At 59.9% G+C, this 17463-nt stretch carries 18 protein-coding genes; 9 read left to right on the forward strand and 9 right to left on the reverse strand.

Features of this window, described 5'->3' with window-relative positions:
• Nucleotides 1–36: 36 nt before the first annotated feature.
• Genes lspA through ACK9YZ_RS00210 form a run of 3 tightly spaced genes read right to left on the reverse strand, consistent with a single transcriptional unit; the run spans nt 37 to nt 2491 of the window.
• The gene (gene lspA / locus ACK9YZ_RS00200) at nt 37–543 is read right to left on the reverse strand and encodes a signal peptidase II (RefSeq protein ID WP_216756837.1); all 507 of its coding nucleotides are present in this window, start codon (nt 541–543) and stop codon (nt 37–39) included.
• Entirely contained in the window at nt 540–1397 is an 858-nt protein-coding gene (locus ACK9YZ_RS00205; protein WP_216756838.1) for a TrmH family RNA methyltransferase, read from the reverse strand. Before ACK9YZ_RS00205 ends, lspA begins: the two co-directional genes overlap by 4 nt.
• Nucleotides 1394–2491 (reverse strand): class I SAM-dependent methyltransferase, encoded by a 1098-nt coding sequence (locus ACK9YZ_RS00210; RefSeq protein WP_416065270.1) that lies wholly within the window; start codon nt 2489–2491, stop codon nt 1394–1396. The genes ACK9YZ_RS00205 and ACK9YZ_RS00210 overlap by 4 nt, the downstream gene beginning before the upstream one ends.
• 115 nt (nt 2492–2606) lie before the next feature.
• On the opposite strand from ACK9YZ_RS00210, the gene ACK9YZ_RS00215 reads away from it, so the two are divergent.
• Together ACK9YZ_RS00215 and ACK9YZ_RS00220 are read left to right on the forward strand one after the other, a co-directional pair.
• A complete protein-coding gene (locus ACK9YZ_RS00215) occupies nt 2607–3059 on the forward strand; it encodes a CoxG family protein (protein ID WP_416065271.1) in 453 nt (150 codons plus the stop codon).
• Nucleotides 3060–3206: 147 nt separating this feature from the next.
• Nucleotides 3207–3650, forward strand: a complete 444-nt coding sequence (locus ACK9YZ_RS00220; protein ID WP_216756841.1) for a GNAT family N-acetyltransferase — start codon at nt 3207–3209, stop codon at nt 3648–3650.
• A gap of 6 nt (nt 3651–3656) precedes the next feature.
• On the opposite strand, the gene ACK9YZ_RS00225 is transcribed toward ACK9YZ_RS00220, so the two are convergent.
• From ACK9YZ_RS00225 to sppA, 3 genes are all read right to left on the reverse strand, one after another.
• Complete coding sequence (locus ACK9YZ_RS00225) at nt 3657–3989, reverse strand: LapA family protein (RefSeq protein WP_216756842.1); 333 nt, start codon at nt 3987–3989, stop codon at nt 3657–3659.
• A 100-nt stretch (nt 3990–4089) separates the two neighbouring features.
• Nucleotides 4090–4389, reverse strand: a complete 300-nt coding sequence (locus ACK9YZ_RS00230) for an integration host factor subunit beta (protein WP_003544934.1) — start codon at nt 4387–4389, stop codon at nt 4090–4092.
• Between the two features lie 30 nt (nt 4390–4419).
• On the reverse strand, nt 4420–5370 hold the full coding sequence (sppA, locus tag ACK9YZ_RS00235) for a signal peptide peptidase SppA (RefSeq protein ID WP_416065272.1): 951 nt from the start codon (nt 5368–5370) through the stop codon (nt 4420–4422).
• Between the two features lie 222 nt (nt 5371–5592).
• Here sppA and lptC point away from each other — a divergent pair, with 222 nt between their 5' ends.
• From lptC to ptsN, 6 genes are all read left to right on the forward strand, one after another.
• Entirely contained in the window at nt 5593–6258 is a 666-nt protein-coding gene (lptC, locus tag ACK9YZ_RS00240) for an LPS export ABC transporter periplasmic protein LptC (protein ID WP_216756844.1), read from the forward strand.
• 13 nt (nt 6259–6271) lie between these two features.
• Nucleotides 6272–6922: an LptA/OstA family protein gene (locus ACK9YZ_RS00245; RefSeq protein ID WP_416065273.1), complete on the forward strand. Its 651-nt coding sequence runs from the start codon at nt 6272–6274 to the stop codon at nt 6920–6922.
• Nucleotides 6923–6938: 16 nt separating this feature from the next.
• Nucleotides 6939–7742, forward strand: coding sequence for an LPS export ABC transporter ATP-binding protein (gene lptB / locus ACK9YZ_RS00250; protein ID WP_183801544.1), 804 nt, complete (start codon nt 6939–6941; stop codon nt 7740–7742).
• Between the two features lie 156 nt (nt 7743–7898).
• Nucleotides 7899–9446, forward strand: a complete 1548-nt coding sequence (gene rpoN / locus ACK9YZ_RS00255; protein WP_416065274.1) for an RNA polymerase factor sigma-54 — start codon at nt 7899–7901, stop codon at nt 9444–9446.
• Between the two features lie 323 nt (nt 9447–9769).
• Nucleotides 9770–10351 carry a ribosome hibernation-promoting factor, HPF/YfiA family gene (gene hpf, locus ACK9YZ_RS00260; RefSeq protein ID WP_183729185.1) on the forward strand — a complete coding sequence of 194 codons (582 nt, stop codon included), beginning with the start codon at nt 9770–9772 and terminating at the stop codon, nt 10349–10351.
• Between the two features lie 72 nt (nt 10352–10423).
• Complete coding sequence (gene ptsN, locus ACK9YZ_RS00265; RefSeq protein ID WP_216756847.1) at nt 10424–10888, forward strand: PTS IIA-like nitrogen regulatory protein PtsN; 465 nt, start codon at nt 10424–10426, stop codon at nt 10886–10888.
• Between the two features lie 73 nt (nt 10889–10961).
• On the opposite strand, the gene ACK9YZ_RS00270 is transcribed toward ptsN, so the two are convergent.
• The 3 genes from ACK9YZ_RS00270 to ACK9YZ_RS00280 all read right to left on the reverse strand — a co-directional run bounded on the left by ACK9YZ_RS00270 (nt 10962) and on the right by ACK9YZ_RS00280 (nt 15709).
• Complete coding sequence (locus ACK9YZ_RS00270; RefSeq protein ID WP_416065275.1) at nt 10962–13301, reverse strand: methyl-accepting chemotaxis protein; 2340 nt, start codon at nt 13299–13301, stop codon at nt 10962–10964.
• Nucleotides 13302–13542: 241 nt separating this feature from the next.
• A complete protein-coding gene (locus ACK9YZ_RS00275) occupies nt 13543–14442 on the reverse strand; it encodes a ribokinase (RefSeq protein WP_416065276.1) in 900 nt (299 codons plus the stop codon).
• Between the two features lie 43 nt (nt 14443–14485).
• A complete protein-coding gene (locus tag ACK9YZ_RS00280) occupies nt 14486–15709 on the reverse strand; it encodes a DNA recombination protein RmuC (RefSeq protein WP_216756850.1) in 1224 nt (407 codons plus the stop codon).
• A gap of 192 nt (nt 15710–15901) precedes the next feature.
• Here ACK9YZ_RS00280 and ACK9YZ_RS00285 point away from each other — a divergent pair, with 192 nt between their 5' ends.
• Nucleotides 15902–17401: a globin-coupled sensor protein gene (locus ACK9YZ_RS00285; protein WP_216756851.1), complete on the forward strand. Its 1500-nt coding sequence runs from the start codon at nt 15902–15904 to the stop codon at nt 17399–17401.
• The last annotated feature ends 62 nt before the right edge of the window (nt 17402–17463 follow it).

Below are 17463 nucleotides of genomic sequence, written 5' to 3' on the forward strand. Positions count from 1 at the left end.
GCCCCTTCCGAATGTTTTCAGGAATCCGCTAAAAATTTAGCGATCCGCCTTTTTCGGCTTTTGCAGCATTTCGTCGAGGATGACGCAGCCGGCGCCGACGGTGATGAAGCTGTCGGCGAGATTGAAGACGGCGAAGGACCAGGTTTCCGTATGGAAGAGGATGTAGTCGATCACATGCCCATAGGCGAAACGGTCGACGAGATTGCCGATCGCCCCCGCGATGATGAGCGCATAGCCGAGATGCGCCAGCCAGCGATCCTTGGAGGTGCGATGCCAGAGATAAAGCACGAAGGCGACGATGATCAGGCGCATGCCGACGATGAACCAGCCATCCATGCCTGACAGCATCGAGAAGGCGACGCCGAGATTATAGGTGCGGTAGAGCGCCAGCATCGGAATGACGGGCACGGCTTCTTGCAGCGGCAGATAGAGGTCGACGGCAATCTTGACGATCTGATCGAGGATAACGGCGACCAAGATGAAGATCAGGATTGGCAGGGGCCGCGAGAAGAGTGCCGGGCGTACGGTCGTCTGGTCGGTCATTTGCCCTCGGACAGTGAGAGGAGATGGCGGCGTGCCTCGAAGAGCATGACGGCGGTGGCAACGGCCAGATTCAGAGAATCGGCGCGGCCCTGCTGCGGAATGCGGGCAAGTGCATCCGCCTCCTTGGCGAGCTGATCCGGCAGGCCAGATTGTTCGTTGCCCATCAGCAGTACGACGGGCTTCTTCTTGTAATCGATCGTGCGGTAGTCGACCGAGCCGGCAAGGTGGGTCGCAACGACCGAGACGCCGGCCTGCTTCTTCCAGGCGATGAATTCCTCTGCGGTGGCGTGAGCGACCGGAACGGCGAAAACCGAGCCCATCGTGGCGCGCACCGTTTCCAGAGAGAAAGGATCGGTCGTCTCGCCAACAAGGATGACGCCGGACGCACCGGCGGCATCGGCGGTGCGGATGATCGTTCCGAGATTGCCGGGATCGCGCACGCGGTCGAGAGCCACCCAGGTCTCGCCTTCCTTCGGTCGGATATGCTTTAGCGCCTTCCAGCGGTTTTCGAAGATACCGACCACCATCTGCGGATTGTCGCGCCGGGTGATCGAGGAGAGCACCTTTTCGCTGACTTCGAGCACGAGGCCGCCGGAAGCCACCGTCTTTGCTGCCATCTGCTCGACCAGCGGCTTGCCCTTGGCAGCCTTCGCATAGACGAGCGTGCGGATGGTCCAGCCAAGCTCGATCGCATCGATGACGAGCTTCAGGCCTTCGGCCATGAAAGTGCCGCTCTCCTCGCGCGACTTCTTGTTCGTCAGCGCCTTGATATCCTTGATGATCGGATTGGCAAGCGAGGTGACTTCCTTCACCTGTCCGACCTTGCGGGGGCCGCGATCGTGGAGTTCGTTCATTTCGGCACCCAGCGGGAAAAGAGAGAGGTGGAAAGCGCGCGGCCCGGCGTCTTGCCGTCGAGGCCTGCCTCGCGGATGACGAGTTCGCCGGATTCGACCACCCCGCCGGCGCCGCGCATCGTCTCGCGCATCAACTCGTGGATGGAATAGAAGCTCGCTCGGATCGAATAGGCCGTCAGCACCAGCCCGAGCGCCCTCGGCGACAGGATTTCCCGGCAGATATCCAGCATCAGCGGCAGATGTTCGAACAGATGCCAGACTTCGCCGTTCGGCCCGCGGCCGAATTTCGGCGGATCGGTGAGGATGATGTCGTACTGACTGCCGCGGCGCTCCTCGCGCAGGATGAACTTCATCGCATCCTCGCAGATCCAGCGGATCGGCAGCTTGTCCATGCGCCCCAGCGCCTGGTTTTCGCGTGCCCAGCCGATCGCCTTCTTCGAGGCATCGACATGGGTGACCTCTGCGCCGGCCGCAGCGGCAACCAGCGAGGCGACGCCCGTATAACCGAAGAGGTTCAATACCTTCAGCGGACGGCCGGCGCTTTCCACTTGGTTCTTCATCCAGCTCCAGTGAACGATCTGCTCGGGAAAGACGCCGACGTGACGGAAAGACGTGAAGCGGCCGAAGAAATCGACACCGAGCAGATTGAGCGCCCAGGTTTCGCCAAGCGCTTCCTTCGGGAAACGCCAGCGTCCCGTGCCCTCTTCATCCGTATCTCCGGTGAAGATGGCATCGACCTTTTCCCAGACATGAGCAGGCAGCGACGGCTGCCACAACGCCTGACCTTCGGGCCGGACGATCCGGTAGGGGCCGTATTGCTCGAGCTTCTGGCCGTTGCCGCTGTCGATCAGATGGAAATCGCCCGCACCCATCGATTCCAGGATAACAGGCACGCGCTCGGCCGGCCGGTCGCCAGTACGGGCCGTCAACGGACGTTCGATTGCGGCCGGAACCGCTGCCGGCGGGCGCTTATCCCGCGCGGGAGCGGCCTTTGCGGTCGGCTTTTCCGATCTTGCCGGCCGCGCATCGGCGCGGCGACCGCCCGAAGGGCCTGCCGTCGTCTTCGCGCCGGGCCGGCGTTCTCTTTGTTTCAACGTGGTCTTCCGCGTCTTAAATTCGATTGAGCCAGTGCAAATAGCATCCCGTCCGACCTTGGCAAAGCGCTTTCCCATCATGATATGGTCCAGCTATGGAAATGGGGAATTGCTGATGGACCTGATCGGGGAGGAACGCATCGCCGCGCCGCGGTATGTCGTTTGGGCGGCTATGAACGATCCCGATATCATCAGGCAATGCATCCCTGGCTGCCAGAGTGTGGAAAAACTGTCGCCGACGCAATTCCTGGCAACTGTCAAAGTCGGCTTCGGCCTGTTTTCAGTGACCTTCAACGGCGAGATCAGACTTTCGAACGTCGATGCGCCGCGCAGTTACACGATCGCCGCGGAAGGGCGGGGCGGCATTGCCGGCTTCGCCAAAGGTGAGGCCGATGTTACCTTGGTCGATGAGGGGCTGCATACTCTTCTGCGTTATGAAGCCGACGGCGATACCGGAGGCCGGATTGCCGAGATCGGCAGCCGGTTGATCCGTGCCACGCTGGAAAAGCTTGCTCGTCGCTTCTGGGGAAATTTCAATGCTGCCGTCGTCGAAAAGGCTGCAGGCTAGAGCTCTGTGCGGCCATTCGGACGCCCAAAGGACGCTCTACCTCTTTGAATCTACGCATCAGGCTTTCCGAAAATCGATTCCGATTTTCAGGCCGATGCTGTAGCTCGAAGACCTGGCATCCCCGAAAATCCCTTTTACGCAAGACCGATGACCTGGAAAATCCGACCAAACCGCCCCGAAGATGTGATGCAGCTTGCCGACATCTACCTGTCCGTCCGGCGCCAGACCTTTACCTGGGTCGATCCCGGAAATTTTTATCAGGAAGATTTTGCCGCCCATACGAATGGCGAGGTCGTTTCCGTCTGCGAGGGAGAAGATGGGAGAATAGCCGGTTTCATCTCGATCTGGGCGGCGGATGATTTCATCCACATGCTCTACATTCTGCCCGAATTTCAGGGCAAAGGCGCGGGAACCGCCTTGCTGCAATCGCTTCCCGCCTGGCCAAAGCACCCGTATAGGCTGAAATGCCTCGTCAATAACCGCCACGCCAAGGCTTTCTATCTGGCACATGGCTTTCAGGTCACCGGCAGGGGCGCCTCGACCGAAGGCGACTATGAAGAGCTGAGTTTTGTTCCGGCGTCAGGCGAATAGAAGCAATCACCGCGAGGGCAACTGCCCGGCGATCTGTTCCGCACGCGTCTTGTGGCGGTCTGCTTCGCCTTGCCAGCGGATTGCTTCCCTGGCCTCGAGGCGGGCGCGCTTGCGGTGTTTGCTCTGGTTGAACCACGTTGCGGCCGAGCCCACCAGCATGCCGAGGATGAAGGCAATCAGCAGGAAAACGAAGAAGGGCGCGGCGAGGGAAAGAACCTGATCTTCCGGCCGGAACGGGTTGAAGGCGAGCGTCACACTCTGCCGGTTGGCAACGCAGAAGACGATCAGAATGACGCCAAGTGGCAGTAAAATCAAAAGGTTGACGATCTTCTTGGTCATGTCGTTCTCCGCGCCGATTCGGCGAAGGCAAGCTTCATGGACGCCAGAATAGACGCGCGGCGACGAAGTTCAAGTGCGGCTTGATGCCCGTTTCAGGGGATCAATCCTCTTCGTCGGCTTGTCCGGGATTCAGGCGCTCGCGCAGTTCCTTGCCGGTCTTGAAGAAAGGAACCCACTTCTCCTCGACGAAGACAGTATCACCGGTGCGCGGGTTACGGCCGGAGCGGGAAGGGCGGTTTTTGACCGAAAACGCGCCGAAGCCGCGCAGTTCGACACGGTTGCCGGCAGCAAGCGCATCAGTGATCTCGTCGAGGACCGCATTGACGATATTTTCCACATCGCGATGGTAGAGGTGCGGATTGCGTGCCGCAACAATCTGCACCAATTCGGACTTGATCACGGTCGCCCCCTTAAATTATTGATTTCTTATTCAATCCTGGCCAACCTGCCAAACTGAAAGCAGCCCGTCAAGGAGCAACTTTGGGGGCAGGATGCCGTTGAGATCCTGGCCTTTGACAAGATCACCATAACCAAGGATCGTAATCAGCCGCGAAACAGCCCCTGCGAGCAGGAAGGGCGTGCTGCTCTTCTTGTCCCAGTCGACGACCGGTAGTTTGTCGCTGACGTTCCGGGAGGTCAGATAGGCGCGGATTTCAGGCTCCCCACCAACCGCATCGATGAGTTTCACCTTCAGCGCCTGCCTGCCCGTATAGATCGTGCCGTCTGCAAGCTTCAGCACTTCGTCGTGCGGCAATTTGCGCCTGTCGGCAACGAGATTGACGAACCAGTCGTAGCTGTCGAGAACCATGTTGCGGATCATGGTCTTTGCTTCCTCGCTGGTGTCGTGGAACGGCGAGGGCTCGGCCTTGAGCGGGGAGGATTTGATCTCCTGCAGCGAGACGCCGAGCTTGTCGAGCAGCGGTCGCACCTGAGGATACTGGAAAATGACGCCGATCGAGCCGGTGATCGAGCTTTCGCCGGCAATGATCGTATCGCCGGCCGTTGCGATCATGTACCCCGCAGAGGCTGCAAGCGTTCTGACGTCGGAGACGACGGGCTTTTTCTCCGCAATCGCCCGGATCGCCTTGAATATCTTCTCACCGCCATAGGTCGTTCCGCCGGGCGAAGAGATCGAGATCACGACTGCTTTGGCCTGGTCGTTGTCCTTGATCTTTTCTAGCCGCTCGAGCAGCTCGTCGTCATCGGTGATCAGGCCGGAGATCGTCACATGGGCGATATGAGGTCGCGCGGTGCTGCTTTCGCCGAAGGCAAAACTGTAAAGCGCAAAACCGAGCGCAACGAGCAGCACGACCGCGACAAGGCGCCAGAAGCCAAGCCTGCGGCGCAGCAGCCGGCGGTCTGCGATGATCGAGCTGTCCATTCCAACCTCCAGAGACGAAACCCAACGGCGGTATTCCGCCGCTGGGGAGATAAGGCGCAAGCTTCCCCGGGAAAATGCCCGGAAACCTGCTATTTTCGGTTTAGTTGCTTGTTGCAGAAAAAAATCCATATTGGCAAGCCAATGTAATAATGCGAAACGAACTGTGATTGGCGCCCGGCATTGCTATATAAGCGGCACGATCATCACAAACGGACCAGACATATGCTCGATACCCTCAGGAACAACGGGAAGCCCGCATATGCAGGGCCAAAGGACAGCCCCTATGGCCTTGCCCGGTTCCATTCCGTGCGTGTCCGCCGCCTCAAGTTTTTGCTGCCCGTCGCAGCCCTCATCATTTCCCTCATCTTCGTCGCCGTCTCGGTGATCCGCACTTACCTGCCGGAAACCATCAAGATCGAGGGTGCCAAGATCGAGAACGGCAAGGTCGTGATGGAAAAGCCGGCCATTGCCGGCCGCAACTCCGACGGTATCAACTATTCGATGCTCGCTGAGCGAGCACTGCAGGACATCCGCAATCCAGACCTCATTACGCTGGAGACGATCAAAGCTGCGGTGCCGATGAATGACGGCCTGATGGCCCGTGTCACGGCGACGACTGCGGATTTCAACCGCGCCACCGACAACCTGCACATGACGGCGCCGTTCACGCTCGTTTTGAGCAGCGGTCTCGTAGCGAATTTCCAATCCGCACACCTTGATATCAAGGGCGGAAACATGTCGACGGACGATCCCGTCAGAATTACCAAGGACAATGCTTCGATTGTTGCGCGGTCGATGAATATAACCGATAAGGGGCGCGTGATCACATTCGAGGGGAATGTTCGCATGAATGTTGAATCATCCACCATCCACAAACAGGGCACCTAAAGAGCCGGGTCAAATGACAAAAGATTGTCGCATTTCAACTCGTAAGACTGGCGTAGCTTTCATCACCGGCGCACTTGCGTTCGTCCTTTCGGTCGCGGGGGCGGCCGCTCAGTCGACGACGATGCCTGGGATGAAACTTTCCAGCGACCAGCCGATCCAGATTGAAAGCAACAAGCTGGAAATCCATGATCAGGAACACACGGCGCTCTTCACCGGCGACGTCAAGGTCGTTCAGGGGACGACAACCCTGCAGGCCGGCAAGATGACGGTCTACTACAAGGACAAGTCGAAGCAGCCGGCAACGGGTGATGCTGCCACCAAGCCGGCACCAACTGCCGAGACGGCTCCGGCCGCGGCGGGACAATCGGACTCGCTTGCCTCTGGCAGTGCCGATATCGACAAGATCCTGGTGACCGATAAGGTTTACCTGACCTCGGGCACGCAGACGGCAACCGCCGATGACGGCAATTTCGATATGACCTCGCAGGTCTTCATCCTTACGGGTAAGAAAGTCGTTCTGACCGATGGCCCGAACGTCTTTACCGGTTGCCAGCTCACCGTTCACATGGCGACCGGTCAGGCAGAGCTTGAAAGCTGCGGTGGTCGCGTTCAAATTCAGCTCGATCCAAAATCGCAGCCGAGTCAGCAGCCAAAGCAGAATTGAGAAGTCGGCCTTTCACGTGAAGTTATTCTCGTTATCCACCAAGTCCGGTAGCGCCGCGTCGGAAGCCGCGGCCGCTCCTGTCGATAAGGCCCGTTATCAGGGCACGCTGATCGCGCGCGGTCTGACCAAGACCTACGCGACGAGGCGCGTCGTCAATGGCGTTTCACTCGTGGTGCGGCGTGGTGAGGCGGTCGGTCTCTTGGGGCCGAACGGCGCCGGCAAGACGACCTGTTTCTACATGATCACCGGCCTCGTGCCGGTCGATGAGGGGACGATCGAAATCGACGGTAACGATGTGACGACGATGCCGATGTATCGCCGCTCACGCCTCGGCGTCGGCTACCTGCCTCAGGAAGCCTCGATCTTCCGTGGACTCACGGTGGAGGAGAATATCCGCGCCGTCCTCGAGGTCCATGAAAAGGACAAGGCGGCGCGCGAGCGTAAGCTCGACGAACTGCTTGAGGAGTTTCACATCGCAAAGCTCCGCAAGAGTGCGGCCGTGGCTCTTTCGGGCGGTGAGCGCCGACGCCTGGAAATTGCTCGTGCGCTTGCGACCGACCCGACTTTCATGCTGCTCGACGAGCCCTTTGCCGGTGTCGACCCGATCTCGGTTGCCGATATTCAGAACCTCGTGCACCATTTGACGGCACGCGGTATCGGTGTTTTGATCACCGACCACAATGTGCGTGAGACGCTGGGGCTGATCGACCGGGCCTATATCATTCATGCCGGCGAAGTGCTGACCCATGGACGTGCGAACGACATCGTCAATAATCCGGAAGTGCGGCGGCTTTACCTCGGCGACAATTTCAGTCTCTGAACCAGCCCTCGGCGACAGAAAATTACGGCTGCGGTATAGGTTCCGCTTGACCAAATAGGATAAAAAAGCAATTTTTGGGCCAACTTGGATTTCCGTGGCCTGAAGACTTGATCGGACGCGGTTTTCTGGAGGAGTCGAGGGAGTTTCGCGTCCGCCATGGCCCTGTCTGCCAATCTTTTTCTGCGACAGAACCAGTCCCTGGTGATGACACCGCAACTGATGCAGTCCATCCAGTTGCTGCAGATGACGCATGTCGAACTCACGCAATTTATCGCCCAGGAAGTGGAGAAGAATCCGCTCCTTGAATTCCCCTCGGGCGAAGGTGAGCCCGGCGAACGTGGCGAAGCTGCCGACGAACCCCACCCCCCGCAATCGGAGGATGCGGGCGACGGCGATTATGAAGGCCGCGACGAAACGCTTTCCGCTGACTGGTACGACAATGGCAGCCCGAGCCGGCTGAGCGATGAGCTGGACGCCAATTACACCAATGTCTTCCCGGATGACGGGGCGCCGCAGCGGCTTGATGCCCCGGAACTCGTCAGCCAGTGGAAGTCGATGCCAGGCAGCGCCGAAGCTGCTGACAATTACGATCTTGATGATTTTGTCGCCGGCCAAGTATCCCTGCGCGATCATCTTGCCCAGCAGATACCCTTTGTGTTGCCCGATATGGCTGATCGCCTCGTCGCCCAGAATTTGGTCGATCGGCTTGATGATGCGGGCTATCTGCAGGCGGATGTCGCCGAAGCCGGCGAGCGTCTCGGCGCTGATGCAGAAGATATCGAACGTGTGCTCTTGGCACTGCAGACGCTCGATCCTCCCGGCGTCTTCGCCCGCAATCTTGCCGAATGCCTGGCGATTCAGCTCCGCCAGAAGGATCGCTACGATCCCGCCATGCAGGCGCTTGTCGAAAATCTCGAACTGCTGGCACGGCGTGACTTCGCCACCCTGAAACGCCTCTGCGGTGTCGATGAGGAAGACCTGCTCGACATGCTCGCAGAAATCCGCCAGCTCAATCCGAAGCCCGGCAGCAGTTTCGAGGCCGGCGTTTCGGAGGCGATCATGCCCGATGTTGTGGTCCGTCCCTCCTCAGATGGTGGCTGGCTGGTCGAGCTCAATCCGGATACGCTACCACGGGTCCTCGTCAATCAGTCCTATTTTTCGCACGTAGCGAAGAACGGCGAGGATCACGCCTTCCTCTCCGAATGCCTGCAGAGCGCCAACTGGCTGACGCGCAGCCTCGACCAGCGCGCCAAGACCATCATGAAGGTGGCGAGCGAGATCGTGCGCCAGCAGGATGCCTTCCTGTTGCACGGCGTCGATCATCTGCGGCCGCTGAACCTGAAGACAGTGGCCGAGGCGATCAAGATGCATGAATCGACGGTCAGCCGCGTTACCTCGAATAAGTACATGCTGACGCCGCGCGGGCTCTTCGAGCTCAAATATTTCTTCACGGTTTCGATCAGCGCCGTCGAGGGCGGTGACAGCCATTCGGCTGAAGCAGTCCGCCACAAGATTCGCACGCTGATCCTGCAGGAAAACCCCGATGCGGTGCTTTCCGACGACGACATCGTCGATATGCTCAAGAAGGGTGGGATCGATCTCGCCCGCCGTACGGTCGCCAAATACCGCGAGGCGATGAACATCGCCTCTTCTGTCCAACGCCGCAGGGAAAAGCGAGCGCTGGCCAAGGTCGCCGGTTTCTGATTTGCAATGCTTGGGCGAGTCATTGATCGCCGCCTGGAGCGGCTGGTGGCGGAGGCATCCCCATTTTATGGGATTTTCACTGCACGTGTTCCGCGTATACTAGACATCGCTTTGGCGGGCTATTGACTTTCCGGGAGGCCGTCGATAGAAGCCCGCCGCAATCGGAGCAGCAAAGGGCATCCGGGCATTATCCCCATCATCCTCAAGGCACCAGGGACACGCAGACTTGAGCTCATCTTGCTTGAGATTGCGCGAAGTGCTTGGATGAGGTTGAGGCTTGGCGTAAACTGATACTCGCAAACGACCATAAGAAGGGAAACTCCATGAGTGTGCGTGTATCCGGTAAACATATGGAAATTGGTGACTCCTTCCGTCAAAAGATCGAGGACCAAATTGGTTTGGCCGTCACGAAATACTTCGACGGGGGATATTCCGGTCAGGTGATCGTGGAAAAGTCGAACTCTCGTTTTTCCGCCGATTGCAAGCTTCATCTCGATAGCGGCGTCGTGCTGCATGCAGCAGGCGAGGCCATGGATCCGCAGATTGCCTTTGATGCGGCATCCGAGCGTATCGAGAAGCGCTTGCGCCGCTACAAGCGGAAGCTCAAGGATCACCACTCCGGAAATCATCTGAACGGCAGCGGCTTTGCAGAAGTCGCCTACACGGTCATGGACGCGGTTCCCGATCATGAAGACGAGGTCCCGGACGATTTCGCTCCGGCTATCGTCGCCGAAAGTACGAAGCAGCTGAAGACGATGTCCGTCGCAACCGCCGTCATGGCGCTCGACATGACTGACGAGCCGCTTCTCCTGTTCCGCAGCCCCGGCAAAGAACAGCTCAACATCGTTTACCGTCGTCACGACGGAAATATTGGCTGGATCGATTCGGCCAATATCAAAGGCTGAGATCAGGGCGAGGGAGTGGCGCAGGGCGCCGCTCCCTCGGAAGCTTGATCTTGGCGACAGAAGGAAAAAGAAATGGCATTGGCAGATTTGCTGCACCAGGATGCGATCATTCCGGCCCTCAGGGTAAATTCCAAGAAACAGTTGCTTCAGGAATTGGCAGCAAAAGCCTCCAGGACTACGGGGCTTTCCGAACGGGAAATCTTCGATGTGATCCTGCAACGCGAACGCCTGGGCTCGACCGGCGTCGGCAACGGCATCGCCATTCCCCACGGCAAGCTTGTCAATATCCACGCCATCGTCGGTATTTTCGCCCGGCTGGAACAGCCGGTCGATTTCGAAGCGCTGGACGACCAGCCGGTCGATCTGGTGTTCCTGCTGCTGGCACCGGAAGGCGCCGGCGCCGATCATCTGAAGGCGCTTTCCCGCATCGCCCGCGTGCTGCGCGACCATGATCTGGTCGCCAAGCTGCGCGCGACCGACTCCGCCTCGGCGATTTATGCCTTCCTCAACGAAGAGCAGACGTCGAACGCTGCCTGAAGGCTGGCGATCTATCCGGAATGCAAAAAGGCGCCCGACCGATCAGGCGCCTGTTCTTGTCACGCGATCAGCATCAGAACTCTTCCCAATTGTCCTGGGCCACAGCGGCCGAGCCGCGGGACTGGGCAACGGCCCGGCGCGGTGCCGGAGCAGCGGCGCGTGGTGTCGGCGCAGCCGGTGCGCGCGTCTGCTGTGCGGTGGAGCGCAGTGCTGCCGCGGCATTGCCCTGGCTGGAGACACGGAAGCGGGTGACCAGTGTTTTCAGCGTCTGAGCCTCGTCGTTCAGTGTCACGCTGGCTGCGGTCGTTTCTTCCACCATCGCGGCGTTCTGTTGCGTGACCTGGTCCATCTGGTTCACGGCTTGGTTGATCTCCTTCAGGCCGACGGCCTGTTCGCTGGCCGAAGCCGAGATCTGGCGGATGAGGCCATTGATGCCCATCACCTGCTCGGCAATCTTGTGCAGCGTCTCGCCGGCGCGCCCGACGAGGTCGACGCCTTCCTTGACCTGGACGGCTGAGGTGTTGATCAGCGTCTTGATCTCCTTGGCGGCATTCGCTGAACGCTGAGCGAGTTCCCGGACTTCCTGTGCGACGACTGCAAAGCCTTTGCCGGCTTCACCGGCGCGCGCAGCCTCGACACCAGCGTTCAGAGCCAAGAGGTTCGTCTGGAAGGCGATTTCGTCGATGACGCCGATGATGCGCGAAACTTCCGTCGACGACTGTTCGATACCGTGCATGGAGGCAATCGCCTTCTGCACCACTTCACCTGATTTCTCGGCGTCTTCACAGGCGAGATTGACGTTGTCAGCGGCCGTACGGGCGTTCTCGGCGCTGGAATTGACCTGGGCGGTCAGCTCGTTGAGCGCTGCTGCCGTCTCTTCCAGGCTTGCGGCCTGCTGTTCGGTACGCTTGGCAAGGTCGGAGGCGCTGTTGCTGATTTCACCCGTGCCGGAGCCGATATTGACGACGCTGAGGCTCATCGTGTTGATGGTTTCCTCAAGGCTAGCGAGCGCAGCGTTGAAGTCCTGCTTCAGCTTGCCGTATTCGCCGGGGAATTCCTCGGTGATGCGGTGGCCGAGATTGCCCTGCGAGAGTTCGGAAAGGCCTGCACCAACGATCGAGACGATGTGACGCTGCAGGCTGACTGATTGCTGGCGCTCCGATTCCGAGCGACCGCGTTCGGTTTCGGCGGCGAGGCGCTGGTTGTCGGCCTCGGCTTCGAGACGCCGCGTATCGGCAAGCGCGAAGCGGAAGCCTTCGAGAGCCTTGGCGACCGATCCGATTTCGTCAGCGCGGTTCTGGCCGGCGACCGTTTCGTCGTATTTTCCGTCGCTCAGCGCCTTGACGCTGGAAACCAGGCCAGCGAGCGGACGCTGAACAAGCGACCGGACAGCGAAGTAGAGGGCGACTAGGACGGCGCCCAGCACGATGATGCCGTTGACAATCATCATGAAGGTCTGGTCCTGAACCGGCGCATTCATCGCCGTGTGCGGAACGTCGACCAGCACGACCCAGTTGGCGTTCAGGCCGGGGACGGCGAAGGGATAGACGACGCGGTCGAAGGGATCGAGGCCATCGAAGCTGAGGTTCTTGACGAGGCCGACCTTCATGGACGAAAGCGCAGCCTTCACGTCGGCAGAGCCAGGATTGTCGCCATAGGGCTTGGACATCAGATCGGGGAGTGGAGCAACGATCCAGTTGCCGTTCTGGGCGATCAGCGTCACACGGCCGGAGCCGAAGGGGCGCAGCGCCTGCACCTTGTCGGTGAGCGACTTCAGCGAAATATCGACGCCTTCCACGCCGATCATCTTGCCGCCGGACATGACCGGATAGGCAATCGAGGTCAGCAGCGTGGGAACGTCGGTGCCTTCGGCGAGGTAGGGCGCGGTGATCGCGCCCTTGCCGCTATTGGCAGCAAGCTTCCACCATTCGGCGGCGTAATCGTTGTCGAAGGTCGAGAACTGGATGTCGCCGGTCCTGGTCTTCGACCAGTAGGGCGTGAAGGCCCCGACTTTGTTGGTGCCTTCATCGGTGTTGTTGGCGATCTCAGTGGTCTTGCCGTCGAAGGCGCCAAGCTGCTCGCAGAACCAGCTGCCGAAGGCGAAAGCGTTCTGTTCGAGATTGGCCTTCAGAATGCTGATGATGCCCTTGCGATCGAGGATCTTGCCTTCATGCCCGCGTCCGACGACGCCCGACATGGTGCGGGCAGCGCTCGCAAGCTCGCCGACATTGGCTGCAATCTCGTTGGCGATCGATTTGGCTTCGGAGTTGGCCTGATCCAGTGTCAGGGTCTGGACGCGGTTACGGGTCTGGTTGATGAGAAAGAGGTTCGAAACGACAAGCACCAGTGCAATGGCGGCACCGGTAATGACAATGAGCTTCGCCGCAAGCGATTTCATTCTGAAAATGAACATAGGTTCCTCGGGGCAAGGACGCACCGAAGGGCCATTCTCCGGCGCAGCGGGTAAGGCACGCTCTATCATGGAGCTGCCATGGGGAGTGACCGCCTCGAAGATGAACGAGGCGGCGATTACCCGAAGGATCGCCAGAAACCTCTTAAATTTGAATGAAATTCTATATATCTCGGCGGCAAATCCTGCATGCTACACCAAAACTAGGGGTCGTGTTTGATGGCCAGTTCGCGGCTAGACTGGACTATATTCTGTCTGCGACTTCGGCTGCGAGCGGAATGGAGGGCTGAGCCCCCGGCTTCAGGCAGGCGAGCGAGCCGGCAACCGCTGCACGGCGCAACGCCGAGTTGAAATCCAGTCCCTCATCGAGGCTTGCGGCGAAGTAGCCACAGAACGTATCGCCTGCTCCGACCGTGTCGACAGGTTCGATGATCAGGCCTTGCGCGCGAGAAATCTCGCCACCCCGGATCGCGATGACCCCATCGCCTCCGAGCGTGACGATCAAGGTCTGGCCAGTCTCCGCATGCAGCCGCTCCAATGCCGCTTCGCGATCGTCGGCGCTCATGTTTTCCTGTCCCGCCAGCCGCTCGAACTCGGTCTCATTGGCAATGACGATATCGGCAAGCCGACCGAGGCGCGGGGCATCCGGAATGAGCGGCGCAAGATTGAGAATGCTGGTGACGCCCTTTGCGCGAGAGGCGGCAAGCGCACGCTCGACCGCCTCGACTGGGATTTCGAGCTGCAGCATCAGTATGTCGCCCTCATTCATGGCGCTGACGGCGGCCTCGGCGCTGTCGCCGTTGACCTTGCCGTTCGCACCGGGAATGACGGCGATCATGTTCTCGCCGTCGCCGCCGACGAGAATGAGGGCTGTGCCCGTCGGCCCCTCGACATGGCTGACGAGGGAAAGATCGGTGCCGGCGCCATCTAGCAGTTCAAGGGCGCTGTCGGCAAAGGCATCCTTGCCGACAGCGCCCGCCATATGGACATAGCGGCCTGCGCGTCGGGCAGCGAGCGCCTGATTGGCGCCCTTGCCGCCGGCTGCCGTCGCAAAGCTGTTGCCGGCAACGGTTTCGCCGGGCTTCGGCAGGCGCTCGGTGGTGGCGATGAGGTCCATATTGATGGAGCCGAATACTGTGATCATGGAATGTCCGTCCCTTGCTTCGGGCGCGACACTGCCGAAGTGATTACTCCTCGTCAACCACCCTGAGCTTGAGCAGTCCGGTCCTGCTTTCGACAGATTTCGCCGGCGGCTCACTCACCTGCGGCTGCTTGCCGTCACCACTCGCTTCAAATTCCAGCGCCTCGATCTTCGCGCCGCGCTTGGTGAGCTTGTCCGCCGAGGTAATGATCTGGTCCACGTCGCGCTGCGTCTGGGAAAAATGTCCCTGCAGCTTGCGTACGCGTTCGTCGAGCCGGCCGAGATCGTCCATGAGGAGGGCGACTTCGCCCTGGATGACATGCGCCTGTGCCCGCATGCGCTGGTCTTTCAGAACGGCCTGGATGACCTGGATCGACAGCATCAAGAGCGAAGGCGAGACGATGACGACGCGTGCGCGGTGAGCCTTCTGCACGATCGCCTCGAAATTCTCGTGAATTTCAGCGAAGATCGATTCCGAGGGAACGAAGAGGAAAGCCGTGTCCTGCGTCTCGCCCTGGATCAGATATTTCTCGGAAATATCCTTGATGTGGACTTCCATGTCTCGGCGAAACTGCTGGCCGGCAAGCTTGCCGTCGTCTGCGCCGCCTGCATCGCGGATCGCGTTCCAAGCTTCGAGCGGAAATTTGGCATCGATGACCAGCGGCGGTGCCCCGTTCGGCATCCGGATCGTACAGTCCGGCCGCGAGCCGTTGGAAAGCGTCTGCTGGAAGGCATAGGCGCCCATAGGCAAGCCATCGGCGACGATCGTTTCCATGCGCGACTGGCCGAAAGCCCCGCGCGTCTGCTTGTTGGAAAGAATGGCCTGCAGCCCCACGACATCCTTGGCGAGCGTCTGGATATTGTTCTGGGCGACATCGATCACCGCGAGGCGCTCCTGCAGCTTCTGCAGGTTGTCATGCGTTGATTTTGTCTGCTCGGTCAGCGTCGAGTTCATGCGTTGCGACATGCCGTCGAGCCGCTGGTTGATCGCATGATTGAGTTCGGCCTGCCGTGCACCAAAGACTTCCGTCATGGTCGAGATGCGCCCCTGCATCTCGGCCTGGATTTTTAGAAGTTCGGCCATGCGCGCTTCGCTTTCTGCAGCGCGAAGATGGGCCTCTTCTGCCTCCTCGCGACGAATGCCGGCGCTGCGCAGCGCAAACACGATCGTCACGAGAATGATGACGGCGAGCGCACCGCCAGCGACCGCAAGCACGCCAGGGCTCAGTATGGGCAGGGAAATGGTGAGTGAGTCGGGTGTCATTGTCATACCACACCATAACAAAATGGCCGGCGATATCCAGATCAAAACGTGAACAATCCGCGTTGGCCTTTTTGGCACTATCCAGCTACTTCGCTGTAACAGAAGAAAAATCAGCGATGCGCTTAACGATTGCTCAACCATATTCGCCAAATCTGGCGCCGTTATTCCCTCCGCATCCGCGCCAGATAGAGATCGTCCATGACTCCCCAGCAGACCGACAATGCCCTCAGGCAGCGCCTTGACTTCATTGAGCTTGACGATGAGGCGCGCAAGAACCTCCGGGAGCTGCGGCCGGCGATCTCGGAGCTTCTCGGCGGCGCACTCGACAAATTTTACGGCAAGCTTGCAAAGACCCCGGCTGTCGCAGGCTTTTTCTCCGACAAGGCCCATATGGGCCACGCCAAGAAGCGTCAGCAGGAACATTGGGGCAATCTTTCGGGCGGCAATTTCGACGAGCGCTATGTGAACGGCGTTACGGCCGTCGGCCGCACCCATGCCCGTATCGGCCTGGAGCCGCGCTGGTATATCGGCGGTTATGCGCTCGTCATGTCGGAGCTCGTCCGGGGCCTGATGGAAAAGCAGTGGCCATCGTTCTTTGCCCGCCAGCAGGGAAAGGCGCTCGCCGAAAAGCTGACTGCCGTCATCAAGGCAGCGATGCTCGACATGGATTATTCCATCTCCGTCTATCTCCAGGCGCTCGAGGAAAAACGCCACGCGCTGGAAGAAGAACGCGCCCGCTCCGAAGCAGATCAGGCGCTGGCGCTGGAACATCTGCGCCGCGGCCTCGAAGCGCTGTCGCGCGGCGATCTCGAAGCGACCCTTCCTGCCCATCTGCCCGGCAATTTTCGCCAGATGGCTGAAGACTATAACAGGGCCGTCAACGCTCTTCGCGATTCTTTCACCTCCGTCCGCGCGACCTCCAGCCACATTCTCGAAGGCGCCGATGTGATGTCCAAGGCGACGGACGATCTCGCCTTGCGCACAGCGCAGCAGGCAGCCGGCGTCGAAGAAAGCTCGGCTGCGCTGCAGCAGCTTTCCGTCAGTGTCAGCCAGACTGCTGCCAATGCCGAGAAGGCATCTGGCGCCGTGCGCGAAACGCAGGAGAAAGCCAAGAATTCCGGCGAACTCGTCACCAGCGCCGTTTCGGCCATGGCCGGTATCGAGAAGTCTTCCACCGAGATCGCCAAGATCATCGGCGTCATCGATGAGATCGCTTTCCAGACCAACCTGCTGGCGCTGAACGCCGGCGTCGAAGCCGCCCGTGCCGGTGATGCCGGCAAGGGCTTCGCCGTCGTCGCACAGGAGGTTCGTCAGCTTGCCCAGCGCACGGCCGATGCCGCCAAGGAGATCAAGAACCTGATCTCCGAAAGCTCCACGCAGGTGAACGAGGGCGTCAACATCGTCAGCAGCACCGGTGAGGCGCTGAGCGACATGATCAGCCGCATCGACATCATCAACAGCTTCGTTGCCGATATCGCCGCCGCCGCGCGCGATCAGGCGACCGGCGTCAACGAGGTGAGCGTGGCGATCCGCAATATGGACACCATCACCCAGCAGAATTCCGGCATGGTCGAGCGTACGTCCGCCGAAACCCGCAGGCTGAAGGATGAAGTCGAAAACCTCATCGAACTGCTGCAGCGTTTCCGCGCACGCGCCGAAGGCGGTCAGGCCGCGGGTGTCGCTCGCCGCGCAGCCTGACAATCCGGACAAAATCGGGCAGGCGCTGCAAAAAACCGCAATCCCTGCCCGGCGGATGATTC

This window comes from Rhizobium sp. ZK1 (assembly GCF_047782645.1).
In the GTDB taxonomy this organism is placed as follows: domain Bacteria; phylum Pseudomonadota; class Alphaproteobacteria; order Rhizobiales; family Rhizobiaceae; genus Rhizobium.